Origin of the sequence: Paraburkholderia terricola, assembly GCF_900142195.1 — a bacterium.
GTDB lineage: Bacteria > Pseudomonadota > Gammaproteobacteria > Burkholderiales > Burkholderiaceae > Paraburkholderia > Paraburkholderia terricola.
Window position 1 is genome coordinate 76,016 of the sequence record NZ_FRAB01000025.1, and the last position, 21,754, is coordinate 97,769.

A 21,754-nucleotide genomic window follows, 5' to 3' on the forward strand; every position below is an offset into this window, starting at 1 on the left:
CGCCCGCTGATGCGCGAGGCTGCCTCCTGATGCTTCGCTATATAGATACTGTCTTCTGCAACACGGTCTTCGTCACCATGTACGCATCGAGCGTCGACGGGCCTCCTTCCCGTCCAATGCCGCTGTCCTTGACCCCACCGAAAGGCGTATCGGCGTCGGGTGTGCCGAAATGGTTGATCGAAAGCACGCCGCATTCGAGCTCGCGGCTGATACGTTCGGCATCTTGCAACGAGTTGGTGAAAGCGTACGCCGCGAGGCCCACTGACAGGCTGTTCGCAAGCTTCAAGGCGTCGTTCAGGTCGTCCACTCGCACGCACGCGGCGACAGGACCAAAGGGCTCAACGGTCATTGCATCGGCGTCGAACGGGACGTCGGCCAGCACGGTCGGCGCGAAGAAATAGCCGCGTTCGCCAATGCGCCCGCCTCCCGCGGCGACACGGGCGCCGCGCTGCCTCGCATCCGCGACCAGCGACTGCATTGCGGAAAGCCGCCGGGCACTCGCCACCGGGCCCATTTGCGCCGTCTGGCTGAAGCCGTCGCCGACGCGCACCTCGCCTACCGCACTGGCAAAAGCCGCGACGAATTCGTCGTACACGCTGCGGTGAACAATGAAACGCGACGGAGATGCGCAGATCTGGCCGCTCGCGTTTGTCTTTCCGCGCGCAGCAAGCCGGCCGACTGCCGCACCGTCGACGCCTTCGCAGACCAGTACTGGAGCATGTCCGCCCAATTCCATCAGTACCGGCTTCATGGCCGCGGCCGCGAGTTGCGTGAGATGCTTGCCGACACCGACCGAGCCGGTGAACGTCACGAGTCGAATGACCGGTGAGGCAATCAACGTGGAAGAGATCTCCGCCGGATTGCCGAAGACGAGATTCAGCACGCCGGGCGGCAGGCCCGCTTCTTCGAAGGCGCGCACAAGAAGACATGCGGTGGCGGGCGTCTCTTCCGCGGCTTTCAGGATGACCGGGCAACCCGCCGACAGCGCCGCGCTCACCTTGCGTGCCGCAGAACTGATAGGCACATTCCAGGGCGTGAAAGCGGCCACCGGGCCAATCGGCTGACGCATCACGAACTTCTGCATCTGCGGTTCGGCCGGAACAATCAGGCCGTAATCGCGCAATGATTGCGCCGCGTTCCATTCGAAGAAGTTCATCGACCGGTCGGCTTCCGCATAGGCGTCGGCGTAGAGCTTGCCGTTTTCCAGCGTAATGGTCGATGCAATCAACGGGAGCCGCTCGCGCATCAAAGCCGTGGCTTTCTGGATTACCTTGACGCGCTGTTGAGGGGGCGTATCGCGCCACGTCATGAAGCCCCGCGCTGCTGCGTTCAATGCGCGCGCAAGGTCCTCGCCAGTGGCCTTCGGCACCTTGCCTAACACCTCCTCGGTTGCGGGATTTCTTACTTCGACGGCAGTTTCGCGGTCGTAAATCCACGCCCCGTCAATGTAAAGTCCGACGCGAGGATATTCCGCCCGCGCCGCGCTCATCTCGTTTTGAAGAACTGAAGTCGACATCGATGAAATCCTTTTTTGCCTTAGCTGGAACACGCGCACGGCGCACCCATGGGCGGCGGCGACGTTAGGAGTGAGCGGCTCGGCGCCGCGCTTTCAACTTGCAACGGCTGCGGGCTTATCTGATGATGTAGCCGTAGATTTCCATGCCGATGAACTGCTGTTTGAAGAGAGGTGTCTCCGTTTGTTGAAGATTATTTCTGAGCCCACGGTTAGGTCTAGTTGGTTTTTCTGCGGTTGAGGGTAAGCATTGCTAAACCGCGATCTCCATGGCCGAAACACCGCCCTCGGAGGCCCACTGCGGAGCCCTCGGCGACGAGGAGCGCGCTGTCGCCCAATACGGGTGATCGCGGGGTTAAGGGAAACTCCCTAATGCGACTGTCCCTGCGCAATACGCGCCAGCGGGTAAATCACAGTCAGTTCAGCTTACCTTCAGGCAATAAAAACGAACTGGACCCGGCAACCGCCGAGGCAATAACCTATTCTGGAAGGAGACACTCCACCGCGTCATTTGCCGGGCGCCCTGGCAAAGAGATACTCATCCGCGACAGTACCGGAAACACGCTGTATTGCTGGGTCTATCTCCGCACAGGTGAACAACTGCAAGTACGCGAGCGACGCAGCGCCATCTATAGAGCCGAGCCAGGCATCTGAGCGAACCGCTCGCGTCAAAGGCATGGCAAGTGACACTTTCGCGACGATCGCCCGGCGAACTGCCATTGATGTAACGAAGCGCTTTCCGTACCCCGCTCGCCTCCGGGCAAGCAACCAACTTGATGGAGACACGAATCAATGGCGACTCATCGCAAATGGAACTACGAGGGCAAAGTGGCCTTCGTAACAGGTGCTGCAGCCGGCATCGGACAAGCCACCGCGTTGGCCTTTGCCCAGGAAGGCGCCGATGTCGTCGCGGTCGACCTGTCGGAAGAAGGTGCCCGCGCGACAGCGCGGCTGATCGAGGAGCAAGGCGTACGCGCGCTTGCTGTCAAATGCGACGTCTCGAATCCCGGTGATGTGCAGGCGGCTCTTGCCGCTACCATGGACACCTTCGGCAAACTTCACTTCGCGTTCAACAACGCGGGCATCGAGCAGGCTCTCGCCTACACCGCTGATATAAGCGACGAACTTTTCGAACGCAATCTGCGCGTGAACCTGGGCGGCGTCTTTTACTGCATGAAGTATCAGATCCCTCTCATGCTGAAGAACGGCGGAGGTTCCATCGTGAATACGTCTTCGGGCGCGGGGGTCGTAGGTATTCGCGGACAGGGCGCCTACTGCGCCGCCAAACACGGCGTGCTCGGCCTCACGAAGTCGGCGGCACTCGAGTATGCAAAAGACGGTGTGCGCATCAACGCGGTATGCCCCGGCATCATCGATACGCCGATGATTGGCCGCTTTACTCAAGGCACAGAAGAAAACCGAAAGCGGATGATCGCGCAGGAACCGATCGGGCGTCTGGGGCGGCCAGAGGAAATCGCCAATACGGTTCTTTGGCTGTGCTCCGACGTCGCCGGCTTTACCATCGGTCATGCGGTCGTCGTGGATGGTGGGCAAACTGCCGGCCTGTAAGCGTCGCCGACCGCCTGGCATACACAAAGAGGCTATGGGACTCACGTCCCATAGCCTCCTTTGCTCGCGAGCGTCTATAGACAACTACATCGCGGAATACAACGATCAGTTGCAGTGAGCGTTGTCCTCACTCTTATTGGCCGCGAGCTGACTGGAGGCGCCTTCCGCTCTCGCGAGCATAACCTTCGCGGACGCCGCGTGCGCGTCGTCCACCCAGGTCCGCGGATTCATACGCGCGGGGTTATACCCTGCCGCTGCGTAGTCAGCCGTTTCCTGACGGACCTGCTCTCGCGTCAGACCTTGAGCAGACGATTGCGCCGAGGCCAGCATGGGCACCGACATGGTGAGTGTGATAAGAAGAACTTGAAGTTTGCGTTTCATGGTCGTAGCTCCAGAAGAATGGGCAATGTGTGCCCGATAGCTTCGATGAAGCAACGGGCGTCGGTAGCGATGTCTTGAATCGGGCCGTGCATATTGGTCCCGTGGCCACCGCGCACGGTGGGTGACTCACTTCGATTCATGCACACTATAAGGGTTTCCACCAATCCAATTAAGTAGACGCCTTCACTTGGGCTTATTAGTATCATTCATGAATCGCGACGTAAGAACGGCGCTCGAACACGGCCACGTGCTGCTCCGGCCGGCAGCGGATGTTTGCCCATAAAGAATGGATAATGCGAGATGCCTCGAGAAAACCTGAATGACATCCTTGTGTTTATCGCGGTTGCACGCGAGAAGAGCTTCACGCGGGCGGCGGCAAAACTAGGCGTCTCTCAATCGGCGTTGAGTCATACCATCCGCGACCTTGAAGCACGACTCGGGCTGCGTCTGCTCACGCGAACTACCCGAAGCGTTTCGACAACTGAAGCAGGCGAGGAACTCTTTCAGGCGGTGGCTCCGCGCGTCGAGGAGATCGATGCAAGCATTGCCGCTTTATCCGATTTCAGGGACAAGCCCGCCGGGATCATCCGCATCACCGCAGCTGACCATCCTGTGGAGACCGTCATCTGGCCGAAGCTGCGAAAACTTTTGCCCGCCTACCCGGATATCAAGGTGGAGGTCACCGTCGACTACGGTCTTTCGAACATCGTCGAAGACCGCTATGACATTGGCGTCCGATTCGGCGATCAGGTCGCAAAGGACATGATTGCGGTCCGTATCAGCCCGGACATTCCGATGGCTATCGTCGGCTCACCCGGCTACTTTGCAAATAGAGACCTCCCAAAAACGCCCGAGGACCTTCTCCGCCACGAATGCATTACCTTGCGCATGACGACCACGAAGGCGTTGTACGCGTGGGAATTGAAAAAAGGAAAGAGAGAAACACAAGTGCGCGCGACAGGACAAGTCACCGTCAACACTCAGCCTCAGATGGTCCAAGCCGCGCTGGACGGCTTCGGACTGGCTTTCGTCCCGGAAGATGCAGTAGTCCAACACGTGCGCAATGGTCATTTGCAAAGCGTTCTGAGGGACTGGTGCCCAGTCTGGCCCGGCTACCGCGCCTACTACCCGAGCCGCCGCCAGACATCACGTGCGTTCTCGCTTGTGATCGATGCACTGAAACACCAAAGCTGAGCCGCCACCGGTTTGCCGGACCGATTAATCACAACAGCTCATAAGTCCAATCGACCTGCTCGGGTTTATCCGAACTAGCCGCTTAGCTAAAATACGTTCAACCAGTCATGCATTCACTCGCTGACTTCAGTCTTTAATCAACACACGCGCTAGCTGCGTTGCTCCAACGGTTCGCAGCACCCGCGACTCGCACGTCAATTCACTGCTTGAGCGCGCATCGTCGCGCCTGAACGCCGTAGTCCGGCATTGTCGACTGCCAATTCATTGGCCGGTCGTGCATTGCTTTTGTCGAAGCACGTTCAAGTACCGCTGCGAGTAGGCGCGCAAGATGAACGAGGAAATCCGATGTCCACAGTGCCGAATCAATCAACTATTCCCAGAAACCAGGTATGGAGCGCGGTCGCCTCGATGGCGATGTGCGCGGCCATGCTGATAGCGTCCGAATTCATGCCGGTTAGTCTTCTGACGCCGATTGCCTCTGACCTCCGTGCCTCCGTGGGCATGGCCGGCCAGGCCATCTCGATCTCGGGCCTATTCGCTGTTGCGACAAGCCTGATCATTCCTTCAGTGACGAGCCGTCTCGATCGTCGCCATGTGTTGGCTGCGCTGGCGGGACTGATGCTAGTGTCGTTGGTGCTGACCGCCGGGGCCGGCAGCTTCACGATGTTGATGGCCGCTCGCGCGCTTCTCGGCGTAACAGTAGGTGGCTTCTGGTCGCTTTCAACCGCAACGATCATGCGGCTGGTACCCGAGGAATCGTTGCCGAAAGCGTTAGGCGTTCTCTATACGGGCAACGCCGTCGCAACTTCATTTGCAGCCCCCATTGGCAGCTACCTGGGCAGTGTCATTGGATGGCGAGGTGTGTTTTGGGCACTCGTCCCGATCGTGGCAATCAACCTGATCATGCTGCTGCTGACGCTTCCGCCTATGACGAGCCGCCCATCGCAACGCGGCGGCGAAAACGCGCTTGCACTTCTGCGGCGCCCGCATGTGTCGTTTGCAATGCTGGCCGTCATGCTGACGTTTGCCGGCGCGTTTACGGTTTTCACCTACTTCCGGCCGTTCTTTGAAACGTACACTCACGTTGACGTGCCACGGTTATCGATCCTTCTGCTTGGCATGGGACTGGCCGGTTTCGCCGGCACGTATGGCGCGAGCGCACTGATCAGCAAACGCCTCTTCCATCTGTTGATGGCCTTGCCCGTTGCACTAGCTGTCGTGACGCTTACCATGCTTCCCGCCGGTCACTCCTTCGGCGCAGCAGCATTGCTGGCAATTGCGTGGGGTGCGGTTAATGCAGCGATCCCGGTCGCATGGTCGACGTGGCTTTCAAAAAGCGTGAAGGACAAACCGGAAAGTGGAGGAGGCCTGATGGTTGCCTCTATCCAGCTATCCATCATGGTTGGGGCGGAACTAGGCGGCACACTGCTCGATCATTATTCAATCGGCGCGACCTTCTTGTCCGGCGCGGCACTGCTGGTTCTTTCGGCGATTGTCATTGGCAGCGGCAGGCGTCTCAGACCTACCGTCTAGCAGACGATGCAGAGTAGCCTCGCCCTCACCGGGTACTTGCCTGATCTGCGCGAGTGTGAAGGGCCTAAAGCGCCAATGTAATCGCATCCTTGAATCCAAGGTAAGTGCCACTTACCGGAGCCTCGAGAAAATGCGACTCGACGTGTACCGTGGCAAAGCGCACGATAACGTAATGTCGCATTCTGATGCGACGGTCCGCCGGGGACAGCATCGGCAGAAGTAGTCAGGAGAAGACAAATGCGCGTCGGGTATATCGGGTTGGGCGCCATGGGTGGCGCACTTGCCCGTCATCTGATCGGCAAGTTTCCGTTGAGCGTGTTCGATCTGAATAAAAAGGCGGTCGACTCGTTCGTCGAACTCGGCGCGGCAGCCGCAGCGACACCGGCGGAGCTTGCACGTAACAGTGATCTGATATTGCTTTGTCTGCCAAGAAGCTCTGACGTTCAGGCGGTGCTTTTCGGCCAGGACGGTGTTGCACAGGGGGTAAGCGCGGGCAAGATCGTTATCGATCAAACCAGCGGCGTTCCCGCCGAGACAAGAGCCTTTGCCCGACAGCTCGAGGAAACAGGCGTATTGCTGTTCGATGCGCCCGTCTCCGGGGCGATGGCCACAGCCATCGCCGGTACTATCTCGATCATCGCATCAGGGCCACGCGATGCTTTTGAAAGGGCTCTACCTGTCCTGCAGTCGATCAGTCCGAATGTCTTCCATTGCGGTGAACGCGTAAGTAACGGTCAGACAATGAAGACCGTCAATAACATGATGAACGTGAGTTGCCGTCTCGCCACGCTCGAGGTTGTTGCGATGGGAAAAAAGCTCGGCCTTCCTCTCGAACTCATGACGCAGGCCATTAACGCTACTACGGCACGAAACTACACTTCACAGGGCATGCTGCCTGCTATTGCAGAAGGACGCCAGTCGACCAGATTCTGGCTTGCGCTTCAGGTAAAAGATATTCATCAAGCGATCAGTCTCGCTGCCGGGCAGAAGGTGCCAATGCCTATCGGAGGAGCCGCTCGGTCACTTCTCCAAATCGGGTTGAATTCTCTTGGCAAAGACGCTCAACTCGAGCAGATGATTGGCGTCATCGAATCGATGGCCGACACGAGGTTTGTCGACACGCCGACAAGTAGCGATCGCCGGGAGGCAGAATGAATAGGATCGGAGTGGCAGGAAGTGGGAAAGTCGCCACGTTCGTTGTGCATCAACTGGCAAAGAAGTATTCCGTTCGCGTTCTCCGCGCAGCGAACGATTCGCTACTTTGCGACGGCGTTGAAGAAGTGCATGACGTCGCTGACCTGGTGGCAGGTTCGGACATCGTCATTCTGTGCACTGACTCCGACGAATTGCGAGCAACGCTGCTCCGAAGCCCGGATTGGGGCAAGCAGGCCTCCGCGGAAAAGCGGGTTGTTATCGACATGGGCCAGGGCGATCCTGACGAAACGAAGATTATCGCCACGACATTGAGTGAGGTGGGGATCACACTCGTCGATGCACCGTTGCATACGGAAAATACCGCGGCGATAGAGACAGCGTCGGCCATTCTTTTCGGAGGCCCTCCAACGGTACTCGAATCCGTTCGAGGCGTCCTGGAATCGGTCTGCCCCACGATCATCGCTTGCGGCGATGTCGGCAATGGACATGCGATGCGCCTCGTCGTCGCAGCGATTGCGGCATGTAATCGTCTCATCACCTACGAGTGTGCCGCGATGGGCGCGGCAAACGGGCTCGCAATCGCCGACATGGCGACCGTGCTCAACAGCAGCTCCGGCTATAACAGCGCGTCCGCCCGCGTATTGCCAGCACTTGCGACCAATGAGCGAACGGCAGACGTCACTTTGGGCAATTGGGCGGACGATCTGAGAATGGCGTCGGCCGCCGCAATGCGCTATGGCGCACCGATGCTCCTTGCAACGATGGCGCGCTCAACGTTGGACGCCGCGGCGAACCGGCTCGGCGGTTCGAGTTCCGTCGATAGACTGGCTGAAATATGGGAGATCGATGCAGGCCTTCCCGCGCCAGGGATGGGCTGACCGGCTTTCCGACAGCATGTAGTCCAACGCTGTGGAGGCGTGCGCGCTTGCGCCACAGGTATCGCGCACCAACCCGCTTATAGCCCTACCCGTCTAGCAGTCAGCGATGTCGAACACATTTTTCTGGGCCGAAGTCCAGAAGGGAGCCAGGTAAATGGCGCAGGCACTGCTCGGCTGCATTGCCGACGACTTCACTGGCGCGACGGATCTCGCCAACATGCTCGTACGCGGCGGCATGCGTACGGTGCAAACCATCGGCGTCCCCGATCGAAGCGCGAAAATCGAGGCCGACGCGCTCGTCGTTGCGCTGAAGTCTCGCACGGTTCCGGCGAAGCAGGCCGTGCGCCAATCTCTGAACGCACTTGAATGGCTGCGGGCGCATGGCTGTCGCCAGTTCTTTTTCAAGTATTGCTCGACATTCGATTCCACTCCAAGAGGCAACATCGGCCCGGTCGCGGATGCGTTACTCGACGCGCTGAAAGACGACTTCACGATCGCCTGCCCCGCGTTTCCCGAGAATGGACGCACGGTGTTTCGCGGCAATCTTTTTGTCGGCGATGTTCTTCTGAATGAGTCCGGCATGGAAAGCCACCCGCTCACGCCGATGTCCGATGCCAATCTCGTCAGAGTGCTGCAACGACAGACGAAATCCAAAGTCGGCCTGATCCGATACGACGCAATTTCCGCAGGTGTGGAGGAGATTCGCGCTTGCATCGACGAGCTAAAGCAGGATGGCGTACGGCTCGCGATCGCGGATGCACTCACCGATCGCGATCTTTACATGCTCGGCAAAGCCTGCCGGGATCTCGCGCTCGTCACGGGCGGTTCCGGCATGGCGCTCGGTTTGCCGCAGAACTTTCATTCGGCGGACCTGCTCGTGTATTCAGGACAGGCCGCCGATCTCCAGCAAATCGACGGCAGGTCTGTCGTGCTGGCCGGCAGTGCATCGCGAGCCACCAATGCGCAGGTGGCGGAGTGGCGCGCCGGCAAACCGAGTTTCCGCATCGACCCAATGGCGCTTTCGCGCGGAGAGCCGGTAGTCGACAACGCCATTCAATTCGCGCGCGCTCACGACGAGACAGTACTGATTTACGCCACGTCGTCGCCGGACGAAGTCAAGATTGTGCAGCGGGAACTGGGCATTGAGAAGGCAGGACATATCGTCGAAGAAGCGCTTGCATCTATCGCGTGCAAGCTGCGCGACGCCGGTGTGCGCAAGTTCGTCGTTGCGGGCGGCGAAACTTCCGGCGCGGTGGTTCAGGCGCTCGGCGTGCGCTCACTGCGTATCGGGCCGCAGATCGATCCGGGAGTGCCGGCAACTCAGTCTGTTCCCACCAACGGTGAAGCGCCGCTTGCACTCGCGCTCAAGTCCGGCAACTTCGGCGCGACTGATTTCTTTGCGAAGGCATTGAAGGCTCTCTAATTGCGTCGAAGGCGACGTTGAAAACAGCCCGCAAGCGGGCTGCTCTCGCTTACTCGAAACCGATCATAGCCTTCACCTCGAGGTACTCCTCGAGGCCGAAAATTCCCATCTCCCGCCCGTTTCCTGAGCGCTTGTATCCGCCCATCGGCGCCTCGGTGTTGCTTACCGCCCCGTTCAGGAAGACGCGTCCCGCCTGCAGGCGGGCTCCGACCGCTCGACCGCGTTCCAGGCTCGACGAGAACACGTAACCGCCTAGGCCATAGGGCGTTCCGTTTGCGATGTCGATGGCTTCGTCTTCGGTGCGATAGGAAATCACGGTGAGCACCGGACCGAAGATCTCTTCCTGTGCGATGCGCATATCAGGCGTCACATTGGAAAAGATCGTCGGCTTCACGAAGTAGCCGCGATCGAGCCCCTCAGGCCGGCCAGGGCCGCCAACCAGAACCGTGGCGCCCTCTTCCATACCGATTCTGATGTATTCCTGCACGCGTTCGAACTGGAGCTTGTTGACCACCGGCCCCATCGACACCTGCGGGTCCAGCGGGTTTCCGACTTTCACAGCGTCTGCTTCGCTACGAAGCAGCGCCAGCACCTCATCCACCTGGTCCTCCTGGACGAGGATTCGAGTCGGAGCATGACACGACTGACCCGTATTGGAAAACGCTCGGGTAACGTTCCACTTCGCGGCCGCCTTGAGGTCCGCGTCGTCGAGGATTACGTTCGCCGACTTCCCGCCCAGTTCCTGGGCAACGCGCTTCACTGAAGGCGCCGCCGCCTCGGCGATCAGCACACCGGCTCTTGTGGAACCCGTGAACGACACCATGTCGATGTCCATGTGCCTGCTGATAGCGTTGCCCACTACCGGACCGTCACCCAACACGAGGTTGAAGACGCCCTTCGGCACGCCTGCTTCGTGAAGCACTTCGGTAAGGCGGATTGCGCTGAGCGGTGTAAATTCACTCGGTTTGAGTACGACCGTGCACCCCGCGGCAAGTGCATAGGCCAGCTTGGTGACAAGAAGCTGGAGCGGCCAGTTCCATGCGGTAATCAATCCACAGACGCCAATCGGTTCGCGCCGAATGGTATTAGGTCCAAGGCGGTACTCGAACTCGTACTCCTTCAAGGTAGCCAATGCCTGTCTGAAAGAAGCAAGCGCGGCGGGAGCGTGAATCTTCTGCGAGACGGGAGTGCCGAGTTCGAGCGTCACGACTTCAGCGAGTTCGTGCTCACGGCGGACAAAGCAGTCGATTATCTGTTCGAGCAGATCGATACGGGCGGCTTTCGAGGTCGCGCCGAAAGAACGGAACGCGGCTTTTGCGGCGTTGACGGCCGCGTCGACATCTTCGGCTCCGGCCAGCGCGACGGTAGCAAACGGTTCCTCGGTAGCGGGATTGATCAAAGTCCAATCCTTGCGAGTCAGCGGAGTAACCCATTCCCCGTTGATGTAGCACTTCTCATACGATTGCATAAAGTCTCCTGTTATTCACCCGCGACCGGGAGTGCCCGCAGTAATCGCGGCGATGATGGAAGTTTGGAATCGCACCAACGTAGGGTCAAGTCAGCTATTATGGTGTCTCGGTAAGCGGCGCTAACCGGCCACGCTCAGCCTTGAATGGAGCATCGAATGCGGTCCACACCGGGACCTAGGCCATGGTGTTTACGGGCCGCCGCTGTTAAGGAGGAGACAGAAAAAGATGGAACTCCGACATCTTCGCTACTTTATCGCCGCCGCGGAGGAAGAACACTTCGGGCGCGCTGCGGTGCGCTTGCACATCACGAGACCTGCGGTTTCTCAAATCATTGCCGACCTCGAAGGAGAGCTCGGCACACCGCTTTTTGAACGCCTCGCGCATACGGTCAAGCTAACGGCCGCGGGCCGCACACTGCTGCCGCAACTCGTCCGTGTGATGGACGATCTCAATGAGGCCATAGTCCTCACCAAGCGCGTTGGGCATGGCATGACCGGGACGTTGAGGATCGGCTATGGATCGCTTACGCTCATGCATTCGATCTTCCGGGCAGCAGTCAAACAGTTCCGCGAAAGTTACCCGGAAATCAATCTTTCGCTCGTGGAAATGTCGACGTCGCTACAGCCCAAAGCCCTCGCGGACGGAAAGATAGATGCGGGTTTCATGCATCTGGGGCCAAGCCCGCACCCGGGCAAGCGGCGCACCGAAATCAATATGGAGCGCGAAGGCATTGTCCTGGATTCGATATGCATTCAGACAGGTAGCCTCGGTGTCGCCGTACCGCACGATCACCGGCTGGCGCGCAGGAAGTCGCTCACACTCGACGATCTCGCCAACGAGTGGTTCGTGGTCGTGCCTAAATCCAGCAGCAGCTTGAGTTACGGACAGCTCTATTCCTTCTGCCAGGCGGCAGGGTTCGAGCCGAACATCGTTCAGGAGGTGAGCACTGTCGCCTCGCAACTGAACCTGATTTCGGTTGGCATGGGAATCGGACTGGTGGTCATGGGAAAGAACTTCCAGTATCCGGGCGACTTGACGATCGTTCCGCTGACCAATTTGGACTACTCGACGCGCTTTATCTTTGGATGGGTGCGCCGGCAGAACGACCCGGTCCTCGACAAGATGATCGACATCGTGAAGGACCTGTCGAAGTAACGTGAAAAGACGTCGCCCTCTGAACGCGTCGAGCATTGCAGAGGGCGTCGTTTCTTACAGGCCGGCTTTCGTGGCAGCGGAAAACGCATTCATGCTTTCGCATGCACGACATGACTCGGCCTAGCGCCTCAGCACCTCGGGATTGACGATGTTTGTGTTGAGCGTGCCATTCAGCGCGCCGATGAGATTTTCGGCTGCGTTCCTGTTCATCGCTTGACGCGTCTCGTGCGTCGCCGAACCAACGTGCGGCAATGTAACGACGTTGTCCATGCCAAGCAGCGGCGATTCCACCGAAAGCGGCTCTTCCGCGTACACGTCGAGTCCCGCCCCCGCGATGGTGCCGTCTTTCAGCGCCTCGATCAGTGCTGGTTCATCGACAATTGGCCCGCGCGAAGCGTTGATAAGAAACGCACTGCGCTTCATCGCCTTGAGTTGCGCGGTGCTAATGAGATTTTTCGTTTCTTTGGTTAATGGCGCCTGCAACAGAACGAAATCCGATTCCTTGAGAAGTACATTCAGGTCCACTTTCTTGGCACCATACTCACGTTCTGCCCGCTCGTTGACGCCTTGATCGACGTACAGAACATTCATCGCGAAGCCCAGAGAAGCGCGGCGAGCCACTGATGTGCCGATACGGCCAAGGCCGACAATACCCAGCGTCTTATGGTGAACGTCGACGCCGAACTTGTCCTCGCCGATTTTTTTCGTCCACTTTCCGGCCTTCACAAACGCCGCCAGTTCGGCGAGGCGCCGAGCGGTCAGAAGAACCAGCGAGAACGCCGTGTCAGCGGTGGATTCGGTCAGCACATCCGGGGTATTGGTCAGCAATATCCCGCGCCGGTTCAGATAATCGATGTCGAACGCATCGAAGCCGACCGATACCGTAGAAAGAACCTTGATCCGCCGCGCGCCCTGCAGCGTCTCCGCGTTCATTTTCACGCCCGTCCCAATCGCGCCGTCAGCGTCCTTCAGTGCTTCAATGAGCGTGCCCGGTTGCTTCGGGTCGACGATGGTTACTTCTGCATGCGAGCGAAGGTAGTTGATCGTTTCTTCGGGCAGCGGTTTGTACACTACGACTTTATTCATTCGAGACATCCTCATATATTGCGGTACTGGAGCCGGCCTCGCCTTGAGCTTGACCGGCCCGACGCTCACAGATCACAGATCGCGCATGACGGCGGCCTTGGCACTCGCTGCGCTTACGAGAAACGAAATGTCAGTGCCGGTGGAGATATATCGAGCACCCATTTCGACGAATTGCGCGACCAGATTCGGGTGAGCGTTGAGACCGCCGACACCGAGATGCTTGCCATGCTTTCGGCATGCGGCCATGGCCTTCGCGTAGGCCTCGCGAATCATCTCGTGCTCGAATTGCCCCTCGATTCCGAGCGACGCGCAAAGGTCGTTGGTACCGATGAAAAGCAGATCGACGCCTTGGATCGCCGCAATTTCATCAATCGCGGCCAGCGCCTCCCGGGTCTCGATCATTACGACAACCATCGTGGCATCGTTGACGGCCTCGCCGACCTCTGAACTCGGAAACGAGCGAAAACCCATGTGCGGGAGCACGCCACCATGCGAGCGCTCGCCGAGCGGCGGGAACCTGGCCGCGCGAACAACCTGTCTCGCCTGTTCAGCAGACTCGACGTGCGGCGCGATTACGCCCAGCGCACCACCGTCCAGAATCCGGGCGATGAGATCCGGAGCCAGATTCGGCAGACGAACGAACGGCGCGATGTCAGCGTTCATGGCTGCCATGCAGATTTGAGCTGTGGTCTCGAGAGACAGCGTACTGTGCTCGAGATCGATATAGAATGTGTCAAAACCCGCGGTCTTTGCGATCGTCACGATCTCGGCCGTTCTGACGAGGCGGACCGTCATGGAAAGCGTAACTTCATCGCGCGCCAGTTTTTCTTTGACGACGTTGCGGACCAGATCTTTTGCGGCTACTTTCATTTTGTCTCCTCAATCTCGGACGCGGAACACAATCGACTGCTTACATCGCGCTGCGCCGTGTTACTTAACGCACGCTTGACAGCGCGCGTTTCAGGGAAGCAACACCGCTACGCGGGCTAGAGAGCACCGGCACACGCAGGTCTTTTAGCTGAGGAACGAGTCGCGCCATCGACACCTGAGCCAGGACGACGACATCCACGCTCGCCGCCAATGCCGAGATAGTGCTCTTGACGATCTCGTCGTGTTTCGCGGCGTCGCCCGCGAGCAGCGCGTCAAATGCGCCCTCAGCAATCCGCTCGGCAACTTCAATGTCGCGGCCGAGTTCGCCGGCTTTCCTTTTGATCAGCCGAACGGTCGGCTCCAGTGTGGTGGGCACGGTCGCGACCACTCCGATGCGGCGGCCGATGGAACTGGCCTCCTCAGCCATCGCTTCGTCGATCTTTACGATCGGCGTACTGACAAACTTACGCACCGAATCAACGGCCTCGCCGACGGACGAACAGGCGTTGAGAATAATGTCCGCACGCATTGCCTGTGCATTCGCCATGTACGAGTGAATCCGGCTCGCAACCTCAGGCGTCAGATGTCCTGCTGCACGCACGTCGTTGAGCAGGCTATCGTCGATGATGTTGATCACGCGCGCCTCGGGAATCTGCTCGCTGATCTGTTCCTTGATCGGCTGGACCGTGACTGGTCCGGTGTGAATCACGGCAATGGTAGTCATAGTTCGTTCCGGCTTGGTAGTATGTGAGAGGTAAAAGCAGGCGCCCGCATCTGCGGTGTGCGCGGCGCGACCGCACACCGCGCACAGCGTTAGAACCTGGGAAGCACGAGACGGAAGAACTCTGTTTCCTCAATTGCTCTGAGCGGCACCGGGCCCTCGTTCGCCTCGAATTCGAACGCCGTATGGAGGCCATATTCCTTGCCTTCGAAGCTGACTTTACCTTTGCTCAGGAAAAGCAGTTCGATCGAAGACTCCATACCCGCCGGGAGCGACGCACCCGCGTCTATTTTGACGAAGCCGATTCGCGTATTTCGCTCAGTGAAAGAGCCAAGCCACTTCGAAAAGACGCCGCGCGTTTCTTCCGGAATCCAGTCGAAGTTTGCGGGGTTCATGAGGATCAGATCTTCATAACGCGGCTTGGCGTATTCCAGCTTGCGTCCCGTCACGTGTTCGAAGCAAGCTTCGAATCCATCCTGGTTGTGCTTTTTCCCCGACTCGTCGTACCACGTAAAGATGCCGTCCTTGAACTCGCCCTTGGCCTTCAACGCCTGGTTTGCGGCTTCGCGCTCCTCGACGCTCACAAAGCCGTAGCCCGCCGCACCGCCGAACTGGCAGACCATCATCTCCAGCCCTTCAGGACGTTCCTGCGGACCGTAGTACACGCTCTCCGGGAAGTAACCTACCCAACCCTCTGGCATGCTCTTTCCCTGCGCATAAGGAAAGTCGCCCTTGATCACGTAGCGGACCTGATCGAAATTGTGGCGGTGACTGGGCGCGACCCAGCCGCCCGCGCCCGTGCGGCCGACGTTGATGAGGTAGTTATTCGGAGAACCCGGTTTTCCCTGCAGCAGGAACTTCTGCTCGAGGACGCCCTCTCGCATATTGCTGCCGATTCTCCCGTAATCTGTTGTCGAGGCCTCTGAAACTCGCATTTTGACCCTCCTATGGTCACTGTCTGGCCGCCTTTCTATCGCGGGGTTCGCCTGCCGGCGCCAGATCAAAGGATGAGTAGGCGAACAAAATCAGTTATCCTACATGTTTAAACAACATGTCGGGCGACTCAACATCGCGACACCGACATGAAGAGCTGTCAGCTGCTTAGTGAAGTGCGCATTGCGCCGCGCCACCCGCAAACTCTCGACTCATCTACCCGTCAATGCGCTGTACAGTTGCCCAAACAACTGGGCAAGGCACCGCAACGCTACGTGAGTGCGCGAAGTATCCCGGTCGCGTCAGTCAGAGTTTCCATCTCCCGAATCAGCATCTGAGCCCTGGCAATTCCCGCGTCCGACGGCGCAATAGCTGCAACAGATGCGCAACTCACGAACTTTTCCGACAGTTGCTCCCAGGTTAGCGGGGCCTCTGCATTACCTGGGATCTTGTCTCCAAGGCGGCCGAAAACACGGCCGTCCCGCGTCACAATTTCGATCCGGCCGTCCGGCAGCTTGAATGTCCAGTTCTGCTCCGGATCCTGCACCGGAACGACCTTCGCCGCCATGGATAGAACGTCGGGGTCTTTCAGCGCCGCCTCGCTGAAATCGGCGATAGTCATCTTGCCCCTGCTCGCTGCAATTCCGAGTATGAACGGCAAGCTCATCTTCGCGTCGACGAGCGTGGACGGCGCACGCCGAACTTCCAACGGCGTACACATGGTGTACGTGAAGTCGCCGACGAAGGCGCGGATGGCTTCGACGTCCTTTGCTGCGATGCCTTTTTCTTTCATCAATTCGATGGTGGCGTGAATATAGGTGTGAGAGTTGCCCACCGCCGGCCATGCCTTATACAGCGTCGTGCCTCCGAGGAACCGCACGCCCAGCCCATCAAGCATCTTCTCGCGGTCGTACTTTCCGCCGAAATAAACGTTGAAAATCCCGGCCTTTCCCTCAAACAGGGTATCGATTCCGGTAATGCCCTTTTGGGCGAGCAGCGCCGCAATGACAGCGCCCTTTGCAGTGAAGCCCGCGTACATTCCTCGCAGGTCACTGCCGGTTGCAAAGATGACTTCCATGGTTCCGCAAGACTGCTGGCTGGCAATGCCGAGAGCGTGGGCAGTCTGTTCGGCGGACAGTCCAAGCACATGTGCAGCCGACGCGGCCGCCGAAAAAGCGCCCACCATCGACGACAAATTCCAGTTCTGGTTCCAGCCAACATTGCAGCGCAACCGGGCGAAGAGGTCCTGCCCAATCGCTACCGCGGTGATAAGCGTGCGCCCTGACACTCCACCCATTCGTTCAGCGATCGCGAAGACGGAAGGAACAATTGAACTCGCCGCATGCGCGCCCCACGGAGTCTGATCATCAAAGTCCAGACAGTGAGCCATGGACCCGTTGGCGAAAGCCGCCGACATTGCAGGCAATTTTCCGCCGGATCCGAGGACCGTACTCTCCGGCTTTCCACCGCTTTCCTGCAGCAATTGCACCAATGCCTGAACCGCGGGCTCGGCACCGGTTGCGGCCAACGTCACGCCCAATGTGTCGAGAATCGTCTTCTTCGCGCCTTCAATCGCGTCTTTTGGCAAATCGTCGTAGCGAGTTTCTGCCGCGAATTTCGCGAAATGATGGCAGAGGTCCAAATGCTCGGTCATGAAAGTGCTCGGGAAAGACGGCACAGCAAAAAGTGACTCGTGAATGGCGTTGCTGCTTACGCTTTATCTTCCTGATCATTCTGCGCGTGGGACTCCTTATAGTACAGTTCGTTTTCATCGATAGCCCGGTAAGTTTGGCTAACGGTCCGGCGCGGACATCACCGCCATACAACGCCGTTTTCGGCAGAACTATCTCGACGTTAATCGCCACCGCTACATCAAGAACACGCCCTTGCCGCCGCTTTGACGGTTAAAGACTTGATACGCTTCTTCCGCCTGATCAAGGCGCCAACGGTCCGTGAAGAGCGCGTCGAGGTTGAGCTTGCGCTCGACGATGAACTCGGCGCAGGCTCGCTGGCCCTGAACGGACATCGTCCACGAGGTCAGAACGCGGAGTTGAGTGCGCAAATAGCTGGCCAGCGAAAGAGTGAATTCCGACCCAATACCAACGAGGCAAATCGTGCCCCAAGGACTCACGGAGTCGAGAGCATCGCGGTTTGCGGCGGCTGCGCCCGAAGTCTCGAGTGCAACGCTCGCACCCCTGCCGCTGGTGAGCTCGCGGATTGCATCGGCGACTCCTCCATCCAGCGGATTAATCACAGCATCGGCGCCAAACTTTGCCGCTGTCTCGCGACGACTTGCGTCGACGTCCAACGCGATAACGCGAGCGCCTTGAGCCTTCGCGAGCATCGTTGCAGAAAGGCCGACTGGCCCTTGCCCGAATACCGCAACGGTATCGCGCCCCGTGAGGCCGATTCGCTCGAAAGCGCCCCAGGCAGTACCCGTTCCGCAGGAAATGGCAGCGCCTGCCTCGAAGCTGAGCCGTTCGTCGAGCGGCACCAGTGTGTCCGCGCGAACCTTCATGTAAGGGGCATGCGCGCCGTGCGCATCGGTCCCATACACAATGATCGGCGCAGTCCTGCACATTTGCGGCCAACCCGAGCGGCAGTCGGGGCATCCCATGCAGCCACTGTAGTGATGGACCATGACGCGCGCACCGATGCACGCGTGTGGCCCCACGACGCCTTTTCCCACAGCGACGACAACACCGCACGGCTCGTGACCAGCGATGACTGAAGGAACGGGCGAGCCTGCCGGCCGGCGATAGAAGTGAAGATCGCTTCCGCACATGCCAGAAGCCTTGATTTCCAGAACGACTTCGCCGACGCCCGGCGTCGGATCGGGGAAAGTCGCGAGCTCGACTTTGCAGTCACCGCGAAAGACAATGCCACGCATGCCGTGTGTTCCTCAGTGCTGTTAGGTGAAAGATGAACGACTGCGAACAGCGATACATTGCGTCGAACGCACCGCTGTTTTCAGCCCGCATTTGATTGGATGGCTAGTGCCGGGACAACGTCTGCGGAATCGCGGCATGCGCGTCGGCGATTTCCTCAGGCTCCAATGCCTCGAGCGATTGCTGGTTGGTCTCGATACCCGCGACCATGACGAGGATTGCAATAAAGATGTAGGCGCCTGAGATGGCGAATACCACGCCGGTGATTCCATAGCGGCTAAAGAGCTCCAGCACGATGAATGGCGATCCGATCAGACCCAGGCGTCCGAACATCTGCGCCACACCGCCGCCGCGGAACCGATATTCCGTCGGGAACAATTCCGGCGTCATGCCGAGGCCGAGCGTCAGGAAAATCGCCACGGCCGAGACGAGCAGGAAGCCGCAAATCACAATTGCCGTTGCCGATGTCAGGTTGGGGTAGATCGCCCCGAGGCATGCACACAGCGCGGCGAACATCACGATGGCCGTGCGGCGTCCAATCCGATCCGAGATATACGAGAGGAACAATGGGCCGGCAATCCAACCCGCCATCATTGCGGCGGTAAAGCCAAGCGAGTGAGTGACGCTCATTCCCTGTTTGACGAAGAACGTCGGCATCCATCCCGTCAGACTATAGGAGCCGAACAGGCAGATCACGTTGATGACAATGGCAAGCAAGGTGCGCCGAATCACAGTACGCGAAAAAAGCGTGGAAAGCGGCACCCAGTGCGGCTCCCTGGCCGGGCCCTGCGGCGCCGGAGGCAGTGGTGCAGTGACGCCGGAGTCCCTTTCGATCGCCTGCATGACCTCTTCTGCCTCGTCATTGCGCCCGACGCGCTCGAGCCACCGCGGCGATTCGGGCAGATGACGGCGCATCCACCAGACCCACAGCGTACCGATGCCACCAATGATGAACATTGGACGCCAACCGAGCCAGGGAATGACGAGCGTCGCGACAACCGCCGTGACGAACACACCCGAACCGCCAATCAACGCAAGGAGTCCCAGGTAGCGCCCACGATGCGTGGGAGGCACGAACTCGATGATGAGGCCGTAACCCATCACGTACTCCGCGCCCATCCCCAGCCCCATGATGAAGCGAAACGCGACGAGCCATGACATCGACGGCGCAAACGCGGACACGAGTGCCATGCCACCGAAGATCGCCAGGTTGAATTGATAGGCGAAGCGACGGCCGAACCGGTCGCTCAACCAGCCGGCAAGCGCTGCGCCGATCGTCAGCCCGACAAACGTCGCTGACATGAAAATCGAATTCAATTGCAACGTCGACCAGCCGCTCTTCAGCATTGACGCAAGCACCGAGCTGGATAGGGTATTGTCGAACGAATCGAAGAACATACCCAATCCGACTAGCCACAGGACCCTGGTATGGAAAGATCCGATAGGGAGCCGATCAAGTCGCGCGCCAGCATTTACTCTATTGCTCATCCGATGTCCCCTGATAACAGCATCACACTAAACGGTTGCGTTGATGTCCGGCCGCTCGCTTTAGGAGGTCGTGGCAGGCTTCCTTACGGCGGCACCCGTACGAACACAAAGCGCGATAGTCCGCGCCCCACAAGTTGCGGGTAGCGAAGGCACACAAGTTATCGAACAAAATGCCGCCACAGGCGGGCGATTGGAGCGACTAGCGCTATCCTGCGAAGGCCCGAAGAGGCCTCGACGCCTGGCTTGCCTGAAGCCAGCAGATTGAGGCGACGTATTCGGTTTTCGTGGGATTTACCGTGTCTGCGTGCCGTTCGACTCGTCGTCGTCGCCGCAGCGCACGTTGCATGCGGATGCTTTGCGGGCAGATCGTCTCCATACTTATCCGGCTAATGGCCATTTTTGTGATTCTAGTTTGCGCGCCCGAGTCCTGCCGCGTACAGTCGATTATTCTTCTTGGTGCGTAAGCTGAGCTAACCGAAGGCGCCGGGCTGATGTGTCGATAGTGGCCGCACATTGGCGCCGATGGGCGTACCGAGCGATCGCAAGGCCGCACAGATCCGTATGCACTGAGCGAGCGATTCGCACACGCCGCGGGAGTCCCAATTCGCCTATCGGCAAGTTGGCCCGGCAAAACCCGAGGTTTGACGTGACATCGGACAGACGGTGCGTATAAACGGCGTCCGAGCTGTCTGAACGTTGATGCGCCATTATGGATTGAAGGCTTAACGATCCGTCAGGTGCAATTTTCTGCTGCCAGTTTCGACGGCTCATCCATTTGCGACGGTCGAGCATCGTTTTACGCAGATAGATTACGTCGGCGCTCAATGCTGACGGCACTCGATTGTCGACAGTTGTTGCCTATCGGCCAAAAGGCACATTTCGATCCACAGCGGTCCCTCGGGCCCGCGCACTCAACGGCACCTTCCAGGCTATGGTGTCACTCCTCTTGACGGCACCATGACGGCGCCAATGAACGCATCGATCACCTCACCAGCCGCCGCGTTGCTCGCGCCCGTCTTCGCGGCAACCGCATCCACCAGTTCCTGCCTGTTCATTACCTTTTCCTCGCGCGGCGATGCTGCACGCACGCTGTAGTGGTCAAGTAAACTTGGACACCCCAAAGGCGGATTTTTAAAAAAGTGAAGCTTCGCACCGTGCCGGTGGCAGACCGTCTGCCGCCGAATGGATGCGCCTGTAGTTATAAAAGTTGTCGATGTAGGCCCCGATGTCGCGCTCGGCCTGCGCGTGATCCGGGTACCCTTTCTCGTCGACCCACTCGTTCTTCAGGCTTCTGAAGAACCGTTCAACCGGCGCGTTGACGCTCCTATGTCAAGAAGCCGGCGTCGAATCGGCCAGATCAGCCAGGATGAGCGGGTACAGCTCACGGACGATATAGCGCTTGAGGCAGCGGTGGATCTCCTTGTTCGACATGCCTTCTTTCGTCCGACGATCCACGTACACCCGGGTACGGGGATCACTGCGCATTCGAACCATCGCA

The 21,754-nt window shown here is 58.9% G+C and carries 18 protein-coding genes and 3 pseudogenes; 8 read left to right on the top strand and 13 right to left on the bottom strand.

Annotated elements, in window-relative coordinates:
• Positions 1 to 37 precede the first annotated feature (37 nt).
• Entirely contained in the window at positions 38 to 1,516 is a 1,479-nt protein-coding gene (locus BUE39_RS20880) for an NAD-dependent succinate-semialdehyde dehydrogenase (RefSeq protein ID WP_073430619.1), read from the bottom strand.
• A gap of 369 nt (positions 1,517 to 1,885) precedes the next feature.
• On the opposite strand from BUE39_RS20880, the gene BUE39_RS35195 reads away from it, so the two are divergent.
• Both BUE39_RS35195 and BUE39_RS20890 read left to right on the top strand, forming a co-directional pair.
• A complete protein-coding gene (locus BUE39_RS35195; protein WP_176035819.1) occupies positions 1,886 to 2,167 on the top strand; it encodes a hypothetical protein in 282 nt (93 codons plus the stop codon).
• Between the two features lie 138 nt (positions 2,168 to 2,305).
• Positions 2,306 to 3,082: a glucose 1-dehydrogenase gene (locus BUE39_RS20890; protein ID WP_073430621.1), complete on the top strand. Its 777-nt coding sequence runs from the start codon at positions 2,306 to 2,308 to the stop codon at positions 3,080 to 3,082.
• Between the two features lie 105 nt (positions 3,083 to 3,187).
• On the opposite strand, the gene BUE39_RS20895 is transcribed toward BUE39_RS20890, so the two are convergent.
• Positions 3,188 to 3,463: a DUF4148 domain-containing protein gene (locus BUE39_RS20895; protein ID WP_073430622.1), complete on the bottom strand. Its 276-nt coding sequence runs from the start codon at positions 3,461 to 3,463 to the stop codon at positions 3,188 to 3,190.
• Positions 3,464 to 3,763: 300 nt separating this feature from the next.
• Here BUE39_RS20895 and BUE39_RS20900 point away from each other — a divergent pair, with 300 nt between their 5' ends.
• From BUE39_RS20900 to otnK, 5 genes are all read left to right on the top strand, one after another.
• Entirely contained in the window at positions 3,764 to 4,657 is an 894-nt protein-coding gene (locus BUE39_RS20900) for a LysR family transcriptional regulator (protein WP_073430623.1), read from the top strand.
• A gap of 345 nt (positions 4,658 to 5,002) precedes the next feature.
• Positions 5,003 to 6,190 (top strand): MFS transporter, encoded by a 1,188-nt coding sequence (locus BUE39_RS20905; protein ID WP_073430624.1) that lies wholly within the window; start codon positions 5,003 to 5,005, stop codon positions 6,188 to 6,190.
• A 237-nt stretch (positions 6,191 to 6,427) separates the two neighbouring features.
• A complete protein-coding gene (locus BUE39_RS20910; RefSeq protein ID WP_073430625.1) occupies positions 6,428 to 7,345 on the top strand; it encodes an NAD(P)-dependent oxidoreductase in 918 nt (305 codons plus the stop codon).
• Entirely contained in the window at positions 7,342 to 8,223 is an 882-nt protein-coding gene (locus BUE39_RS20915; RefSeq protein WP_073430626.1) for an NAD(P)-dependent oxidoreductase, read from the top strand. The genes BUE39_RS20910 and BUE39_RS20915 overlap by 4 nt, the downstream gene beginning before the upstream one ends.
• Before the next feature lie 154 nt (positions 8,224 to 8,377).
• The gene (gene otnK, locus BUE39_RS20920; RefSeq protein ID WP_073430627.1) at positions 8,378 to 9,646 is read left to right on the top strand and encodes a 3-oxo-tetronate kinase; all 1,269 of its coding nucleotides are present in this window, start codon (positions 8,378 to 8,380) and stop codon (positions 9,644 to 9,646) included.
• A 49-nt stretch (positions 9,647 to 9,695) separates the two neighbouring features.
• Here otnK and BUE39_RS20925 read toward each other — a convergent pair whose 3' ends face one another.
• Positions 9,696 to 11,114: an aldehyde dehydrogenase family protein gene (locus BUE39_RS20925; protein WP_073430628.1), complete on the bottom strand. Its 1,419-nt coding sequence runs from the start codon at positions 11,112 to 11,114 to the stop codon at positions 9,696 to 9,698.
• Between the two features lie 226 nt (positions 11,115 to 11,340).
• On the opposite strand from BUE39_RS20925, the gene BUE39_RS20930 reads away from it, so the two are divergent.
• Positions 11,341 to 12,270, top strand: coding sequence for a LysR substrate-binding domain-containing protein (locus BUE39_RS20930; protein ID WP_073430629.1), 930 nt, complete (start codon positions 11,341 to 11,343; stop codon positions 12,268 to 12,270).
• 120 nt (positions 12,271 to 12,390) lie between these two features.
• Here BUE39_RS20930 and BUE39_RS20935 read toward each other — a convergent pair whose 3' ends face one another.
• From BUE39_RS20935 to BUE39_RS36150, 10 genes and pseudogenes are all read right to left on the bottom strand, one after another.
• Positions 12,391 to 13,356, bottom strand: coding sequence for a 2-hydroxyacid dehydrogenase (locus BUE39_RS20935; protein ID WP_073430630.1), 966 nt, complete (start codon positions 13,354 to 13,356; stop codon positions 12,391 to 12,393).
• A 72-nt stretch (positions 13,357 to 13,428) separates the two neighbouring features.
• The gene (locus tag BUE39_RS20940; protein ID WP_073430631.1) at positions 13,429 to 14,226 is read right to left on the bottom strand and encodes an HpcH/HpaI aldolase family protein; all 798 of its coding nucleotides are present in this window, start codon (positions 14,224 to 14,226) and stop codon (positions 13,429 to 13,431) included.
• Between the two features lie 64 nt (positions 14,227 to 14,290).
• Positions 14,291 to 14,950: an aspartate/glutamate racemase family protein gene (locus BUE39_RS20945; protein WP_073430632.1), complete on the bottom strand. Its 660-nt coding sequence runs from the start codon at positions 14,948 to 14,950 to the stop codon at positions 14,291 to 14,293.
• An 89-nt stretch (positions 14,951 to 15,039) separates the two neighbouring features.
• Positions 15,040 to 15,882, bottom strand: coding sequence for a hypothetical protein (locus BUE39_RS20950; RefSeq protein ID WP_073430633.1), 843 nt, complete (start codon positions 15,880 to 15,882; stop codon positions 15,040 to 15,042).
• Between the two features lie 269 nt (positions 15,883 to 16,151).
• Entirely contained in the window at positions 16,152 to 17,534 is a 1,383-nt protein-coding gene (locus BUE39_RS20955; protein WP_073430634.1) for an MmgE/PrpD family protein, read from the bottom strand.
• A 213-nt stretch (positions 17,535 to 17,747) separates the two neighbouring features.
• Positions 17,748 to 18,770 carry a zinc-dependent alcohol dehydrogenase family protein gene (locus BUE39_RS20960; RefSeq protein WP_073430635.1) on the bottom strand — a complete coding sequence of 341 codons (1,023 nt, stop codon included), beginning with the start codon at positions 18,768 to 18,770 and terminating at the stop codon, positions 17,748 to 17,750.
• Between the two features lie 103 nt (positions 18,771 to 18,873).
• Positions 18,874 to 20,166, bottom strand: coding sequence for an MFS transporter (locus tag BUE39_RS20965; RefSeq protein WP_235004913.1), 1,293 nt, complete (start codon positions 20,164 to 20,166; stop codon positions 18,874 to 18,876).
• Positions 20,167 to 21,215: 1,049 nt separating this feature from the next.
• Positions 21,216 to 21,311, bottom strand: a pseudogene (locus BUE39_RS36075) (HU family DNA-binding protein); the annotation flags it as partial.
• Between the two features lie 76 nt (positions 21,312 to 21,387).
• A pseudogene (locus BUE39_RS20970) lies at positions 21,388 to 21,573 on the bottom strand (integrase core domain-containing protein); the annotation flags it as partial.
• A 12-nt stretch (positions 21,574 to 21,585) separates the two neighbouring features.
• Positions 21,586 to 21,754, bottom strand: a pseudogene (locus tag BUE39_RS36150) (IS110 family transposase); the annotation flags it as partial.

Excerpts from the sequence above, each read along its gene's own strand:
- BUE39_RS20880 (WP_073430619.1), bottom strand. The coding sequence starts at position 1,516 with ATGTCGACTTCAGTTCTTCAAAACGAGATGAGCGCGGCGCGGGCGGAA.
- BUE39_RS35195 (WP_176035819.1), top strand. The coding sequence starts at position 1,886 with ATGCGACTGTCCCTGCGCAATACGCGCCAGCGGGTAAATCACAGTCAG.
- BUE39_RS20890 (WP_073430621.1), top strand. The coding sequence starts at position 2,306 with ATGGCGACTCATCGCAAATGGAACTACGAGGGCAAAGTGGCCTTCGTA.
- BUE39_RS20895 (WP_073430622.1), bottom strand. The coding sequence starts at position 3,463 with ATGAAACGCAAACTTCAAGTTCTTCTTATCACACTCACCATGTCGGTG.
- BUE39_RS20900 (WP_073430623.1), top strand. The coding sequence starts at position 3,764 with ATGCCTCGAGAAAACCTGAATGACATCCTTGTGTTTATCGCGGTTGCA.
- BUE39_RS20905 (WP_073430624.1), top strand. The coding sequence starts at position 5,003 with ATGTCCACAGTGCCGAATCAATCAACTATTCCCAGAAACCAGGTATGG.
- BUE39_RS20910 (WP_073430625.1), top strand. The coding sequence starts at position 6,428 with ATGCGCGTCGGGTATATCGGGTTGGGCGCCATGGGTGGCGCACTTGCC.
- BUE39_RS20915 (WP_073430626.1), top strand. The coding sequence starts at position 7,342 with ATGAATAGGATCGGAGTGGCAGGAAGTGGGAAAGTCGCCACGTTCGTT.
- otnK (WP_073430627.1), top strand. The coding sequence starts at position 8,378 with ATGGCGCAGGCACTGCTCGGCTGCATTGCCGACGACTTCACTGGCGCG.
- BUE39_RS20925 (WP_073430628.1), bottom strand. The coding sequence starts at position 11,114 with ATGCAATCGTATGAGAAGTGCTACATCAACGGGGAATGGGTTACTCCG.
- BUE39_RS20930 (WP_073430629.1), top strand. The coding sequence starts at position 11,341 with ATGGAACTCCGACATCTTCGCTACTTTATCGCCGCCGCGGAGGAAGAA.
- BUE39_RS20935 (WP_073430630.1), bottom strand. The coding sequence starts at position 13,356 with ATGAATAAAGTCGTAGTGTACAAACCGCTGCCCGAAGAAACGATCAAC.
- BUE39_RS20940 (WP_073430631.1), bottom strand. The coding sequence starts at position 14,226 with ATGAAAGTAGCCGCAAAAGATCTGGTCCGCAACGTCGTCAAAGAAAAA.
- BUE39_RS20945 (WP_073430632.1), bottom strand. The coding sequence starts at position 14,950 with ATGACTACCATTGCCGTGATTCACACCGGACCAGTCACGGTCCAGCCG.
- BUE39_RS20950 (WP_073430633.1), bottom strand. The coding sequence starts at position 15,882 with ATGCGAGTTTCAGAGGCCTCGACAACAGATTACGGGAGAATCGGCAGC.
- BUE39_RS20955 (WP_073430634.1), bottom strand. The coding sequence starts at position 17,534 with ATGACCGAGCATTTGGACCTCTGCCATCATTTCGCGAAATTCGCGGCA.
- BUE39_RS20960 (WP_073430635.1), bottom strand. The coding sequence starts at position 18,770 with ATGCGTGGCATTGTCTTTCGCGGTGACTGCAAAGTCGAGCTCGCGACT.
- BUE39_RS20965 (WP_235004913.1), bottom strand. The coding sequence starts at position 20,166 with ATGTTCTTCGATTCGTTCGACAATACCCTATCCAGCTCGGTGCTTGCG.